General features: G+C 49.4%; 15 protein-coding genes. 9 read left to right on the forward strand and 6 right to left on the reverse strand.

The window, feature by feature from the left end:
• Nucleotides 1–145: 145 nt before the first annotated feature.
• The 4 genes from solA to pyrC all read right to left on the reverse strand — a co-directional run bounded on the left by solA (nt 146) and on the right by pyrC (nt 3392).
• Nucleotides 146–1261 carry an N-methyl-L-tryptophan oxidase gene (gene solA / locus EX31_RS24370; protein ID WP_037037322.1) on the reverse strand — a complete coding sequence of 372 codons (1116 nt, stop codon included), beginning with the start codon at nt 1259–1261 and terminating at the stop codon, nt 146–148.
• 144 nt (nt 1262–1405) lie between these two features.
• Nucleotides 1406–1660, reverse strand: a complete 255-nt coding sequence (bssS, locus tag EX31_RS24375; RefSeq protein ID WP_013576258.1) for a biofilm formation regulator BssS — start codon at nt 1658–1660, stop codon at nt 1406–1408.
• Between the two features lie 346 nt (nt 1661–2006).
• Nucleotides 2007–2261 (reverse strand): DNA damage-inducible protein I, encoded by a 255-nt coding sequence (dinI, locus tag EX31_RS24380; protein WP_013576257.1) that lies wholly within the window; start codon nt 2259–2261, stop codon nt 2007–2009.
• A gap of 81 nt (nt 2262–2342) precedes the next feature.
• Nucleotides 2343–3392, reverse strand: a complete 1050-nt coding sequence (pyrC, locus tag EX31_RS24385) for a dihydroorotase (RefSeq protein ID WP_037037326.1) — start codon at nt 3390–3392, stop codon at nt 2343–2345.
• A 223-nt stretch (nt 3393–3615) separates the two neighbouring features.
• Between pyrC and EX31_RS24390 the strand changes: the two genes are divergently transcribed.
• Nucleotides 3616–3903 carry a putative quinol monooxygenase gene (locus EX31_RS24390; RefSeq protein ID WP_013576254.1) on the forward strand — a complete coding sequence of 96 codons (288 nt, stop codon included), beginning with the start codon at nt 3616–3618 and terminating at the stop codon, nt 3901–3903.
• Between the two features lie 73 nt (nt 3904–3976).
• On the opposite strand, the gene rne is transcribed toward EX31_RS24390, so the two are convergent.
• On the reverse strand, nt 3977–7264 hold the full coding sequence (rne, locus tag EX31_RS24395) for a ribonuclease E (RefSeq protein WP_037037329.1): 3288 nt from the start codon (nt 7262–7264) through the stop codon (nt 3977–3979).
• A 600-nt stretch (nt 7265–7864) separates the two neighbouring features.
• On the opposite strand from rne, the gene rluC reads away from it, so the two are divergent.
• A complete protein-coding gene (gene rluC / locus EX31_RS24400; RefSeq protein ID WP_013576252.1) occupies nt 7865–8827 on the forward strand; it encodes a 23S rRNA pseudouridine(955/2504/2580) synthase RluC in 963 nt (320 codons plus the stop codon).
• A gap of 49 nt (nt 8828–8876) precedes the next feature.
• On the opposite strand, the gene EX31_RS24405 is transcribed toward rluC, so the two are convergent.
• On the reverse strand, nt 8877–9470 hold the full coding sequence (locus tag EX31_RS24405) for a Maf family protein (protein WP_013576251.1): 594 nt from the start codon (nt 9468–9470) through the stop codon (nt 8877–8879).
• A gap of 142 nt (nt 9471–9612) precedes the next feature.
• On the opposite strand from EX31_RS24405, the gene yceD reads away from it, so the two are divergent.
• From yceD to acpP, 7 genes are all read left to right on the forward strand, one after another.
• Nucleotides 9613–10137 (forward strand): 23S rRNA accumulation protein YceD, encoded by a 525-nt coding sequence (yceD, locus tag EX31_RS24410; RefSeq protein ID WP_013576250.1) that lies wholly within the window; start codon nt 9613–9615, stop codon nt 10135–10137.
• Nucleotides 10138–10149: 12 nt separating this feature from the next.
• The gene (gene rpmF, locus EX31_RS24415; protein ID WP_013576249.1) at nt 10150–10317 is read left to right on the forward strand and encodes a 50S ribosomal protein L32; all 168 of its coding nucleotides are present in this window, start codon (nt 10150–10152) and stop codon (nt 10315–10317) included.
• Between the two features lie 48 nt (nt 10318–10365).
• Nucleotides 10366–11400: a phosphate acyltransferase PlsX gene (plsX, locus tag EX31_RS24420; RefSeq protein WP_013576248.1), complete on the forward strand. Its 1035-nt coding sequence runs from the start codon at nt 10366–10368 to the stop codon at nt 11398–11400.
• Between the two features lie 6 nt (nt 11401–11406).
• A complete protein-coding gene (locus EX31_RS24425) occupies nt 11407–12360 on the forward strand; it encodes a beta-ketoacyl-ACP synthase III (RefSeq protein WP_013576247.1) in 954 nt (317 codons plus the stop codon).
• 18 nt (nt 12361–12378) lie between these two features.
• Nucleotides 12379–13308 (forward strand): ACP S-malonyltransferase, encoded by a 930-nt coding sequence (fabD, locus tag EX31_RS24430; protein WP_037037332.1) that lies wholly within the window; start codon nt 12379–12381, stop codon nt 13306–13308.
• Nucleotides 13309–13321: 13 nt separating this feature from the next.
• A complete protein-coding gene (fabG, locus tag EX31_RS24435) occupies nt 13322–14056 on the forward strand; it encodes a 3-oxoacyl-ACP reductase FabG (RefSeq protein ID WP_013576245.1) in 735 nt (244 codons plus the stop codon).
• Nucleotides 14057–14209: 153 nt separating this feature from the next.
• Complete coding sequence (acpP, locus tag EX31_RS24440; RefSeq protein WP_015690190.1) at nt 14210–14446, forward strand: acyl carrier protein; 237 nt, start codon at nt 14210–14212, stop codon at nt 14444–14446.
• Nucleotides 14447–14504 lie beyond the last annotated feature (58 nt).

Raw genomic sequence — 14504 nt, forward strand, 5'->3', positions numbered from 1 at the left:
GTATCCAGCATAGATTCTTTTCTATAATGCTGTCAATTCGTAAATTCCAGTCTATTGATCTTGTTCAAACTGGAATTGAAAAATCGTATCGTTAATAAAATGATAACCCTCGATAAATATTCACGAGGGTTGAAATTATTTTACGTTAATTGAACCGCATAAGAGAAAAGGGGGTGAGATCAAAAGGAATAGGATGATTGTTACCGAAGTGAGTAACTATTTCCCCTAATACGCTGGCGAATTTAAAACCGTGACCACTTAATCCCGAAATCACTAAGGTATTTTCTCTGCCCGGCAGGGTATCAATAATGAAATCTTCATCAGTCGTCATGTCATAAGTGCATGACGCACCACGCAAACTGACACCTACACCCGGCAGGAAATGGCGGAAGAAATTGAAGGACTCTGTGCCATCCTGACTGACGCTGCCGTAAGGTTTACGCTGCTCGGGTTCCGTTATCCATTGACCACCGTTATGCTTACCTAACTTAAGTTCATCCTTCACTGAGGGGAATCCGTAGTACTGATCGCCTTGCAGAGTTTCGAGCGTAAAGGCTGGAAAATGGTTTTCTTCACTGTAGCGGCCATCTGCATGGAACCAGGCAAACACCTTACGCAGAGGTTTCACGGGTAATTCCGGGAGGATTTTCGTGACCCAGGTTCCCGCCGTTACTACCAGTTTTGCCCCGCGGTAGACTCCGTCAATCGTTGATACTTCAATGCCATCATCCAGCCAGTTAATACTTTCAACGGGACAGTTGAATAATTGCGCACAACCCGCTTCCCGTGCGAGACGAATGTATGCTGCAACCGCCATTTCACTTTGCAGAAAACCCGAGTTGGGTTCGTATACACCGCAATAGCCGTCCTGCAGCGTGAACAGAGGCCACTTTTCACGAATTTCAGCCGCACTGAGGGATTGTATGACGAGATTGTAGGTTTCTGCGCTGTTCTTAACGTTACCGATAAATTCAGAGTTTTCAGGACCAATATTCAGGACGCCGCTACGATGGAAAATCTTATCGCTGCTCAGTTCTGCCAGCTCATCCCAAAGCGTTTGAGCTCTCAGCAGCATTGGCACATAACGGGAACCTTCGCCGTAAGCGTGGCGGATAAGGCGTGTTTCGCCATGGTGACTGCCCGCCTGATGGGGTGGCATTGCGCTATCTATCATCAGCACTTTCAAGCCGGAACGGGTGGCGTAGTAGCCTGCGGCTGAACCGACCGAACCGCTGCCTACGATAATGAGATCGTAATCCATAATTCAAACGTTCCTGTGGTGAGAATTTTTAACAAACTGGCTACTGGCATGATAGAGAGTTTAAGGCGAAGAAGGCAAGCAGCGCGGAGGCAAAGAAAAAGGCACCAGGATAAATCGCTGGTGCCTCAGACTGGCAGGTAAAGATTAGTGTTTTCGGTGATCACTGTATTCGTACTCGTTAGATTCTATCTTTTCGATGCCGGCTTCAAGAATGTTAATGAGTTGCCGTGCAACGTCGGTAGTTAACCACAAGGTTCTGTCTACCTGAGCATCCTCGGGTGTCTGGTCTTTTGAAGACAGGTAATGAAGGCGTATCATCATGGCATCATAAGAGTCGACGGTACTGATATCCCAACCAACAAGCGGGTGTGTCTGAATAACTTCATCATTTCTGTCCATATAGACCCCTTATATTGTAGTGACTGACGTGAGTGACTATCTGAGGATCAAGGCGGCTCATTATCATGTGAGCAATTTCAGTATAAACAGATAAACCGATTTATGGAGTGATTTAAGCGTATTAAATTGTAAATAATTTGTGTTGATTATTTATTCAGCGGAATAATCTGAGATTAACTTAAATTTTATTTTTCAGAAGAGTCTGTTTTATGCAGTAAAAAAGAATAAAAAACCGGACTGCGACGCCCGGTGAAATACACCAATAGCCTTGCGGCGTGGTTTTAATAAACCTGATTATTATAGATAGGGAGTAAAAAGTGAATGGCTTTTCAGGGATTTCATCGGGTTACTCATCGTTCTGATTTGAGAACCAGTCATCAGCGCTTTCCCAGGTTTCCTGAAGAATTTCCTCGATAAGGTCACGGTCAGTTTTTGCGCCACCCAAAACGGACAGGCTATTTGCCCCCGCATAGCGGACCTGAATTTTATTTTCGCGGTCAGAAAACTGTTTGTTAATTCTTTTACTCAATTCACCTGATAACGCGTCCAGCGCGCCAGCAGGCAGAGGCTTGGTTTTATCGATTGTGACTTCAACACGCATAGGACCTCCCGAATAGATTTGACTGTATATTTATACAGTCAAATCATGATCAGTGCAATACACGCTTGTGAGAATTTGTATTTAGTTCGACGTCACTTTCCAGTTCAGTGTCTGACCTGCGAGGAATGGCACAACAGATTCATTGCCCAACGCAATTTCTTCCGGCTGCGTCACCGGTATACGAGACATTTCGATGAAGTCTTCATTGAGCGGCAGGCCATAGAAACGCGGGCCGTTAAGGGAGCAAAACGCCTCAAAGTGTTGCAGTGCATTCATTTCTTCAAAGACGGTCGCATAAGCCGATAACGCCAGTGGGGCATTGAAGCAACCTGCACATCCGCAGCTCGATTCTTTACGGTCTTTGGTGTGCGGCGCAGAGTCGGTACCGAGGAAGAAGCGATCCGCGCCGCTGGCGATGACCTCACGCAATGCTTCCTGATGAACGTTGCGTTTGAGAATGGGGAGACAGAACAGGTGAGGGCGCACGCCGCCAACCAGCATGTGATTGCGGTTGAACATCAGATGCTGCGGCGTAATGGTTGCACCCAGATACTGATTGCCGGAAAGAACATACTGCGCGGCTTCTTTGGTGGTGATGTGCTCGAAGACAATTTTCAATTCAGGGAACTGACGACGCACCGGATCCATCACTTCATCAATGAAACGGGCTTCACGATCAAAAATATCGACATGGTTGTGAGTGACTTCACCGTGGATCAGCAAAGGCATACCGATTTTCTGCATACGTTCCAAAACAGGGTAAATCATTTTGGTATCAGAAACGCCATGCTGGGAATTTGTTGTCGCGTTGGCCGGATACAGTTTTGCTGCTGTGAACACGCCTTGCTCGAAACCGCGGGCAATTTCTTCCGGATCCAGAGAATCGGTCAGATAGCAGGTCATCAGAGGGGTAAAATTATGTCCGACAGGCAACGCGGCCATAATCCGTTCACGATATGCTATCGCAGCCGCCACGGTGGTTACGGGAGGACTCAGGTTTGGCATGACAATCGCACGACCAAATACTTCACTGGTGAAAGGTAACACCGTGCTGAGCATTTGGTCGTCACGAAGGTGAATATGCCAGTCATCTGGACGGCGGATTTTCAAAACTTGCGGTGTTGCGGTCATCAGGCAAAACTCCAGCATTGAGAGACAAGATATTGGGATCAGGTGCGGTAATGGGAGCATTAACGGCGGGGAACAAGAATAAGCGTAAAAGCGATGTGTTGCATCTGTTAAATAAAGTTCGTATTGAAATCAATGTGTCGAAAGGTTCATAGTGGGGACAGATTTTAGTCAGAGTGCTTACCGGTTCGCCGCTAAGCATGACCAAAAAAACAGGAGAACCATTATGGAAATCAGAGTTGTTGCCACTATTGTCGCTAAAAAAGAGTTTACGGCAAAAGTGACAGAAGCGTTGCTTGACGTAATTGAACCAAGCCGACAGGAAGTAGGGTGCCTGCAATATGAGTTGCATCAGGATCTCGATACAGAAGGGACTTTTGTTTTCTACGAGCGATGGGCCTCTGAAGAAGCGCTGAATCAGCACAACAAAACTGAACATTTCCAGCACTTTGCAAAAAGCCTGGAAGGCAAACTGGAGGAACTCACGATTCGCCGGTTGAAAAGTCTGGCCTGATGAGATTGAATCTTCAACAGTTTCTATAAAAAAACCCGCCGAGGCGGGTTTTTTTAGACTGAGTGGTCAGCGATTACTCGGCTGGCATCTCAGGTTTGGTGGCCGGGGCTGTTGCAGTGGTGGCTGCCGCATGGCCGCCTGCAGAGCCTTTACCCTCAAAGTTGAACTCAGGACGAACCCAGTCACTGTGACGAGGTGGCTCTGGCACATAGGCAGGTGCTGGCGCCTTCGTCATTGGCGCGGTTGCGAGGTGCTTGAAGCGAGGTGCAACAACCGCAGTTTCAGTACTTGCCGGAGCGGCTGCGACTGGCGCAGTTTCCACAGCAGGTTTAACTTCAGCAACAACAGGTTCAGCTTTCACTTCGGGTTCGGCGACTGGCGCAGGTGCCTGAACTTCAGATGCAGCGAGAACATCTGTGGGTTCAACGATCGCAGGCTCGAGCGCTTCTGGCGCAACATCAATCACAGCTGTTTCTGCAACAGGTTCAGCTGTTGCCGGTTCAACCAGCACTGGCTCGTTGGCTACAGGCTGTGCAACGTCTGCTGCTGCGGTTTCGGCTGGCACCTCTTGTGGTGCAGCGTCAACAACATCATTGACAGGCTCTGCGACTGGCTGTTGCGTAACTTCAGTGATGTCAGATATGACCGGCGTATTCGCCTGTGCAATCTCGACCTGCTCAGTCAGCACTTCAGGAGTTTCTGTTTCAGTAACCTGTTGTTCAGAGGACTGAGCAACCGGATAAGTGACCCAGACTTTACCCGAAGCCATTTCCGGAGAAACGAACGCACCTGCAAGTGGCATTGGTGACTGGGTCGGATAACGCTCATCACGATAACGACGACGACGTTGGCCGCTTACACGCAGGTGGCGTGGAGAACGACGTGAACGACGTGGCATGCCATTTTCACGGGCGTTGTCATTCTGATTATCTTCGTTATCAGCAACGTTTGCGGTTTCAGCATCAGAAGGTTCCTGCTCTGTAATCGCTGGCGCCGCAGGGCGGGTGCCGGTGATCAATAATTGAGCTGCAGCTTCTTCTTCATGATCAACTTCTGCTTCAGATTCGAAACGGATTTTATGCGATAACTGACGACGCTGACGGCGCTGAGTTGGCTGACGATCTTCCTGCTCAGTTTCATCGGTAACCACCGGAGCAGCAACTTGTTCGACAACTGCGACATCCTGAACTTTCTCTTCAGTTTGTGGTTTACGCTTGTCTTCAGAACGGCGACGCGAACGTTCACGGCGAGGCTGTTGCTGCTGTTCTTCACGAGCAACAGTTTCAACTTCTTCGCTACGGGTTTCGGTAACAACCTGTTCCTGATTACGGCGGCCACGGCGCTGCTGATCATCACGCTGTTCGCGATTATTTTCGCGGGTATCACGGCTTTCACCACGATTATCACGATTGTTGTCACGACCTTCGCCACGTTCACCACGATTACCGCGGTCATTGCGCTCACCGCGTTCTCCGTTGCGATCACGACGTCCGCCCTGGCGGCGTTGATTACGGCGTTCGTTGTTACGACGGTTTTCCGTTTCAGTAGCTTCCGGCGTCTCTTGCGGTGCTTCAACAGGTTTAACTTCCTGCTGTGGCTCCGGTGCGAACAAGCTTTTCAACCCACTCAGAAGGCGGCTGACAAACCCTGATTTCTCAGCAACAGGTGTCGCAGGCGCATTAACTGTTGCCGTTCGGGTTTTAACCGGTTCTTCGGTCACTGTTGCCTGCTCAAAGCTGGATGGAGGCGCTTCGCTTTGCAGCGCAAACGCAGCCAGAGCCGGTTGCTCAGGACGACGACGTTCAGTCGGCAACTCTTCTGAAGGTTGCAGCATTTCCGCTTCATGAATCTGTGGCAGCAAATAGCTCAGTGCAGAAATTTCTTCGCCTTTACGAACGCGAAGAACATGGTAGTGCGGAGTTTGCATCTGATCGTTAGGCACGATCACTGCACGCACACCACCCTGACGTTTCTCGATGGCATTCACCGATTCACGTTTTTCGTTCAGCAAGTAAGAAGCGATTGGCACCGGAACGATGGCATGCACTTCTTTAGTATTTTCTTTCAGTGCTTCTTCTTCGATCAAGCGCAGAATCGACAGTGACAGAGATTCGTTGTCACGGACGGTACCAGTACCTGCACAACGCGGGCAGATATGGTGCGTTGATTCACCCAATGACGGGCTGAGGCGCTGACGGGACATTTCCAGCAAACCGAAACGGGAAATGCGGCCGATTTGAATACGGGCGCGGTCCTGACGAACGGCATCACGCAGACGATTTTCTACTTCGCGCTGGTGGCGAACAGGTGTCATGTCGATGAAGTCGATAACAATCAGACCACCGAGGTCACGCAGGCGTAACTGACGGGCAATTTCATCTGCAGCTTCAAGGTTGGTGTTGAATGCGGTTTCTTCGATATCGCCGCCGCGGGTTGCACGCGCGGAGTTGATGTCGATAGCGGTCAGCGCTTCGGTGCTGTCGATAACAATAGAGCCACCGGAAGGCAGACGGACTTCGCGCTGGAAAGCGGATTCAATCTGCGATTCGATTTGGTAATGACTGAACAGCGGAATTTCGCCAACATACGGCTTAATTTTGCTGCTGAAATCAGGACGACCCAGAGCAGCAATATGTTCTTTTGCCAGCTCGAGGACTTTCGGGTTATCGATGAGGATCTCACCGATGTCCGGGCGCAGGTAATCACGAAACGCACGAACGATAACGTTGCTTTCCTGATGGATCAGGAATGGCGCAGGGCGGCCTTCAGCGGCTTTCTTGATCGCATCCCAATGCTTAAGACGGAAAGTCAGGTCCCACTGCAGAGCTTCTGCGGATTTACCGACACCGGCAGTACGCACAATCAGGCCCATGCCATCAGGCAGTTGCAGGGAAGACAAGGCTTCTTTCAGTTCAGTACGGTCATCGCCTTCAATACGGCGGGAAATACCCCCTGCGCGTGGATTGTTTGGCATCAGAACCAGATAACTACCGGCCAGACTGATAAACGTCGTCAGTGCTGCGCCTTTATTTCCACGCTCTTCTTTATCTACCTGAACAATGACTTCCTGGCCTTCGCGCAACACATCTTTGATGTTCGGGCGGCCATGGGAAGAATAATTGCTTGGGAAATATTCGCGGGAAATTTCTTTCAGAGGGAGGAAACCATGTCGTTCCGCGCCGTAATCTACGAATGCTGCTTCCAGACTTGGCTCAATGCGGGTGATTTTACCTTTGTAAATATTCGCTTTTTTCTGCTCATGGCCCGGACTTTCAATATCCAAATCATACAGCCGCTGTCCATCTACGAGGGCAACGCGCAACTCTTCTTGCTGAGTTGCGTTAATCAACATTCTTTTCATCTTAACTTACTCATTATTATTCCATTATTGACAGAGCTGCGGGCAAAATGACCTCATGACCGGATAAACCGTTGGCCCCGAGTCTTCTCGCAAATCGTCAACCTCACGGCTGTCGCTTGCATAGGGGCGCATTATTTCGGTAAGTCTGCTTTTGCTGTATTAAAGACACCAGCGTTGTGAAAGCAGCACTTTTATTAGGGGAATAGCTTCTGAATTTACGTTAACAGATCTCATTCCATTCGCCGGCCAAGCTGCAACCCGCAGCCCGCTAATTGCTTGATTTCACATTACGTCTTACGCCATTGCTGCGTTTTTGTGCGATCAGGCAAATCTATAATTCCTGCGTTTTCCCTAACTTAAGAGAAACAACGCCGAAAGTGACTTCATTATTCCATTGCAGGCACTGTGATAGCAAGGTGACTTTTCCCAAGCAGGTAAGATATTTACCTCAATGAGAGATGCGCCGCATTGTCAGAACCTGAGCTTTCTTAAAAAACAGGGGGAGTGAGAAGGTTTTCCTATGCTGTTACTGGTAAAGTAAAAGTTAAGCACATAAAAATCAGTGGCGCGAACCGTGCCGGATATTTAGAATCGCGAGCCATGAAAACTGAGAATCCAACTGTACAATTAATCCCCATTTCTGACGACGAAGCCGGTCAGCGTATCGACAACTTCTTACTTAAAATCCTTAAGGGCGTGCCGAAGAGCATGATCTATCGCATCGTGCGTAAGGGTGAAGTGCGGGTAAATAAGAAAAGAATTAAGCCGGAATATAAATTAATTGCCGGTGATGAAGTGCGTGTCCCGCCCGTTCGTGTTGCTGAACGTGATGAAGCGCCAGTTTCTGCAAAGCTGGATAAAGTCGCCGCGCTGGCGGATTGCATCTTATATGAAGACGATCATTTGCTGATCCTTAATAAACCTTCCGGCACTGCCGTACACGGCGGCAGTGGTTTAAGTTTCGGCGTGATTGAAGGCCTGCGCGCGCTGCGTCCGGATGCTCGTTTTCTGGAACTGGTTCACCGTCTGGACCGTGATACTTCCGGTGTTTTGCTGGTCGCCAAGAAACGCTCTGCACTGCGTTCCTTACATGAGCAACTGCGTGTGAAAAGCATGCAAAAGGATTATCTGGCGCTGGTCCGGGGTGAATGGCCGTCACACTGCAAAGTCGTGCAGGCGCCTTTACTGAAAAATATTCTGCAAAGCGGCGAGCGTATTGTCAGGGTTAATGCCGAAGGCAAACCTTCAGAAACGCGCTTCAAAATTGAAGAACGTTATGAGTTTGCAACTCTGGTGAAAGCCAGCCCGGTGACCGGCAGAACCCACCAGATCCGCGTACACGCATTGCATGCCGGACATCCGATTGCATTTGATGACCGTTATGGTGAGCGAGATTTCGATGCAAAACTGTCCGGAACTGGCCTCAATCGTTTATTCCTGCATGCGGCGGCGTTGCGTTTTGAGCATCCGAACACGGGGGAGACGATGCGTATTGAAGCACCGATGGATGCTAAACTGCGTAACTGTCTGAAAGTTTTACGGGGTAAAACGACAGCACGTTAAAGCACGAATAGTAAACAGAGGCGCACAGAGTGCGCCTTTTTTTTTCCTTTTATAGCAACGGATTGATGCCTTCCTGACGCAACAAGGCGAGCAGGGCAATAAGAGGCAACCCGATCAGCGTGTTCGGGTCGCGTCCTGCCAGACTGTCGAAAAGTGTGATCCCCAGTCCTTCGCATTTAAAGCTCCCGGCACAGTCATAAGGTTGTTCGCGATGCAAATAACCGGTAATTTCTTCATCAGTTAATGACCGGAAGGTCACGTCAAATGTTTCACATAAAGTCTGCGCCGTTTGTGTTTCGCCGTTATACAGGCTCAGACCGGTGTAAAACGTCACTGTCTTGCCACTGGCAGCACGCAACTGGTGGAATGCGTTATCAAACGTGTGCGGCTTGCCGGTTATTTTTCTGTCAATCACGCAGACCTGATCAGAACCGATTATCAGGTGTTCAGGATACAAAGCTGCAAGCACGCTGGCTTTGCTGTAAGCCAGACGCTGCACCAGTTCGGCGGGTTTTTCGTCCCGACCCGGCGTCTCATCAATGGCGGGTGAGGCGCAGGAAAATACCAGGCCGGCTTTATCGAGAAGGGCCTTGCGGTAAACCGATGTTGAAGCCAGAAGTAATTTTTTTTGATGTGCTGACATAATTTTTTTTCACAAAGCGTAGCGTTATTGAATCGCACATTTTAAACTGTCGGCCGCTGCGGAAGCGAATATTGGTGAAAGGTGCGGTTTTAAGGCCTTTTTCTTTGACTCTCTGTCGTTACAAAGTTAATATGCGCGCCCTATGCAAAAAGTAAAATTACCCCTGACCCTTGATGCGGTTCGCACTGCCCAGAAGCGTTTAGACTATACAGGTGTCTATACTGCTGATCAGGTTACGCGTGTTGCCCAATCAGTGGTCAGTGTGGATTCTGATATACAAACCTCTTTGTCGTTTAATATCGACAACCAGCGTCTGGCTGTGATTACCGGCCACTCCGATGTTGCTGTCACTCTGGAATGCCAGAGATGCGGTAAGACGTTTGAACATCAGGTTCACACAACATATTGTTTTAGTCCTGTCCAGAATGATGAACAGGCTGAGGCATTACCGGAAGCGTACGAGCCGATCGAAGTCGATGATTTTGGCGAAGTTGATTTGCTGGCAATGATTGAAGACGAAATTATTCTTTCACTGCCTGTCGTGCCGGTACATGAATCTGAACACTGTGAAGTGTCCGAAGCGGACATGGTATTCGGTAAACTGCCTGAAGAGGCGGAGAAACCAAATCCATTTGCCGTATTAGCGAGTTTAAAGAAAAGTACTTAAGGAGTAAGGTCCATGGCCGTACAACAGAATAAACCAACCCGTTCTAAACGTGGCATGCGTCGTTCACATGATGCTCTGACCACTTCCACTCTGTCTGTGGACAAGACTTCTGGTGAAACTCACCTGCGTCACCACATCACTGCCGACGGTTTCTACCGCGGTCGCAAGGTAATCGGCTGATATTTGTCTGCAACTTATTCACGTGATAAGTGCTGGCAAGGCGATACCTTGACTCGTCTAACCATCGCGTTAGATGTAATGGGCGGAGATTTCGGTCCTTCCGTCACAGTGCCTGCTTCATTGCAGGCACTGATCTCTAATTCTGAATTAGACCTCCTTCTGGTCGGCGATCCCGACGCAATCACACCTTTCTTAGCCAAAGCCGATCCTTCTTTAACAGAACGAATTCGGATAATTCCTGCTGAATCAGTTATAGCCAGCGATTTACGTGCGTCGCAAGCTATACGGGCCAGTAAAGGAAGCTCGATGCGTGTGGCGTTGGAACTGATCAAGAGTGGTGATGCACTGGCGTGTGTCAGTGCCGGGAATACCGGCGCACTGATGGGATTAGCCAAGCTGGTTGTCAAGCCGCTGGATGGCATTGAGCGCCCGGCGTTGATGAGCGTGCTACCTAACCAGCAACGTAGTAAAACTGTGGTGCTGGATCTGGGCGCCAACGTTGAATGCGACAGCACGATGTTGGTCCAGTTTGCCGTGATGGGGGCTGTGATGGCCGAACAGGTGGTGGGGATCACGAATCCCCGCGTTGCCTTGCTCAATATCGGCGAAGAGGAAAGCAAAGGGCTGGATAATATCCGTGAAGCCGCCGCGATTTTAAAAAATACCGCACTAATCAACTATATCGGTTATCTTGAAGGTAACGACCTTCTGACCGGTAAAACAGATGTGATGGTGTGTGACGGCTTTGTGGGTAACGTTACGCTCAAGACCATGGAAGGTGTAATAAGGATGTTTTTGTCACTGTTAAAATCCTCGGGAGAGGGTGGCAAGAAGGCCTGGTGGTTGAAATGGTTAGGTCGGATTCTGCAGAAAAAATTGCTAAAGCGTTTTAGCCATCTCAATCCCGACCAGTATAATGGCGCATGTTTGTTAGGATTACGGGGCATCGTTATTAAAAGCCACGGCGGAGCAAACCAGCGTGCGTTTGCTGTTGCTATCGAACAGGCTGTGCAGGCGGTGCAGCGGCAAGTCCCTCAGCGGATTGCCGCGCGCCTTGAAGCTGTATTACCCAAGAGTGACTGATCGTACATGTATACAAAGATTCTCGGTACGGGGAGCTATTTGCCCGTGCAAGTTCGGACTAATGCCGACTTAGAAAAAATGGTGGATACCTCCGACGAGTGGATCGTCACACGTACGGGTATTCGTGAACGTCGTATCGCTGCACCGGATGAGACTGTGGCCACAATGGGCCTGCACGCTGCTGAAAAAGCACTTGAAATGGCCAGCGTCAGCGCAAGCGACGTAGGTTTGATCATTGTTGCAACAACCTCATCTTCACATGCATTCCCGAGTTCAGCCTGCCAGGTGCAGAATATGCTCGGCATCAGGGATTGCGCAGCGTTCGATCTGGCGGCGGCATGTGCAGGTTTCACCTATGCGCTGAGCGTTGCCGATCAATACATTAAAAACGGTGCTGTAAAATACGCGCTGGTGATCGGATCTGATGTGCTATCCCGTAAACTCGATCCTGAAGATCGTGGCACGGTGATCCTCTTTGGAGATGGCGCTGGCGCAGTATTGCTGGGAGCTTCCGAAGAGCAAGGCATCATCTCCACTCACATGCATGCCGATGGTCATTACGGTAATCTGTTGACGTTGGCGTACCCTAGCCAGTCAGAACCAGAAAAACCTGCTTATGTCACTATGGCAGGTAATGAAGTCTTCAAAGTCGCGGTGACTGAGTTGGCGCACATTGTTGATGAAACCCTGACGGCAAATAATCTCGACCGCTCCGCTCTTGACTGGCTGGTGCCACATCAGGCGAACCTGCGCATCATCAGCGCAACAGCGAAAAAGCTGGGTATGGGCATGGATAAAGTCGTTGTTACGCTCGATCGTCATGGCAATACGTCGGCGGCTTCTGTGCCTGCAGCACTTGACGAAGCGGTCCGTGACGGCAGAATTCAGCGCGGGCAATTAGTGTTGCTCGAAGCATTTGGCGGTGGCTTTACCTGGGGCTCGGCGCTGGTACGTTTTTGATTTAACAGGATGATAAAAATGACAAAAATAGCGGTGGTTTTCCCTGGTCAGGGTTCTCAGACACTCGGTATGCTGGCTGATTTAGCCGCTGCGCATCCGGTGGTTGAAGAAACATTTGCCGAGGCTTCTTCGGCACTGGGGTACGATTTATGGCAGTTGGTGCAGCAGGGGCCTGCTGAAGAACTGAATAAAACCTGGCAGACGCAACCGGCATTGCTGGCCGCTTCTGTCGCCATCTGGCGCGTATGGCAGCAACAGAATGGCACTCAGCCTGTTCTGATGGCTGGCCACAGTCTGGGTGAGTATTCCGCTTTGGTTTGTGCTGGTGTACTGGATTTTAAACAGGCGATTTCTCTGGTTGAACTGCGCGGTAAGCTGATGCAGGAAGCCGTTCCGGCCGGAACTGGCGCGATGTATGCGATCATTGGTCTGGATAATGATGCCATTGCCAAAGCTTGCGAAGAATCTGCACAGGGTCAGGTTGTTTCTCCGGTGAACTTTAACTCGCCTGGTCAGGTTGTGATCGCGGGTAACAAAGAAGCCGTAGAACGCGCTGGTGCAGCATGTAAAGAAGCCGGTGCAAAACGTGCTCTGCCTCTGCCTGTCAGCGTACCTTCACATTGTGCACTGATGAAGCCAGCCGCTGAAAAGATGGCGATTGCGCTCGAAAATGTCACTTTCAGTGCGCCACAGTACTCTGTCGTGAATAACGTTGACGTGAAAGTCGAAACGTCTCCTGAAGCGATCCGCAGTGCGCTGGTACGTCAGTTGTACAGCCCGGTTCGCTGGACTGAGTCTGTCGAATACATCGCTGCACAAGGCGTAGAACAGTTATTAGAAGTGGGACCAGGTAAAGTGCTGACCGGTCTGACCAAACGTATTGTTGACACCCTGACGGCTGCCGCTGTGAATGACACGGCAAGTCTGGCAGCGGCGCTTGAACAGTAATAAGAGGATGAGTATGAGCTTCGAAGGCAAAATTGCACTGGTTACCGGTGCCAGCCGTGGTATTGGCCGCGCAATCGCAGAAAAACTGGTTGCTGGTGGCGCAAAAGTGATCGGCACTGCGACCAGCGAGAAAGGCGCAGAAGCGATCGGCGAATATTTAGGCGAAAATGGCAAAGGTATCATGCTCAATGTGGTTGATTCTGCATCTATTGAGCAAGTATTGGCGACGATTCGAGCTGAATTTGGCGAAATTGATATTTTAGTTAATAATGCCGGCATTACCCGTGATAACCTTCTCATGCGTATGAAGGATGATGAGTGGCAGGATATCCTGGATACGAACCTGACTTCAGTGTTTCGGCTGTCAAAAGCTGTCATGCGGGCTATGATGAAGAAACGGTGTGGACGGATTATTACAATTGGTTCCGTTGTTGGCACCATGGGTAACGCAGGGCAGGCGAATTACGCGGCGGCTAAAGCTGGCTTGATTGGTTTTAGTAAGTCTTTGGCACGTGAGGTCGCTTCACGTGGCATTACTGTCAACGTCGTCGCTCCTGGCTTTATTGAGACGGATATGACAAGGGCGTTGACAGATGATCAACGCGCAGGCATTTTGTCATCAGTTCCAGCCAACCGGTTGGGCGATGCCAAAGAAATTGCCAGCGCCGTTGCTTTTTTAGCCTCTGACGAGGCCAGCTACATCACGGGTGAAACATTACATGTCAATGGCGGCATGTACATGATTTAAAAATTACGAAATTATTTGCGTTTTTTGCGGTAAAAACCGCAAAATAGAGCAAATTCGTGGTTTGAACAGCCTGGATTTAGTTGCATCTTTTTCAACATTTTATACACTACGAAAACCATCGCGAAAGCGAGTTTTGATAGGAAATTTAAGAGTATGAGCACTATCGAAGAACGCGTTAAGAAAATCATCGTTGAACAGCTGGGTGTTAAACAGGAAGAAGTAGTGAATGCTGCATCTTTCGTAGACGACCTTGGCGCTGATTCTCTCGACACCGTTGAGCTGGTTATGGCTCTGGAAGAAGAGTTTGATACCGAGATCCCTGACGAAGAAGCTGAAAAAATCACTACTGTTCAGGCAGCAATTGATTTTATCAACGCTAGCCAACAGTAAGCGTACATGCTTTAAGTTTAGATAGTTAGGCGGTCATTTGACCGCCTAAGTTTTTTTT

This window comes from Rahnella sp. WP5 (assembly GCF_000745615.1).
GTDB lineage: Bacteria > Pseudomonadota > Gammaproteobacteria > Enterobacterales > Enterobacteriaceae > Rahnella > Rahnella aceris.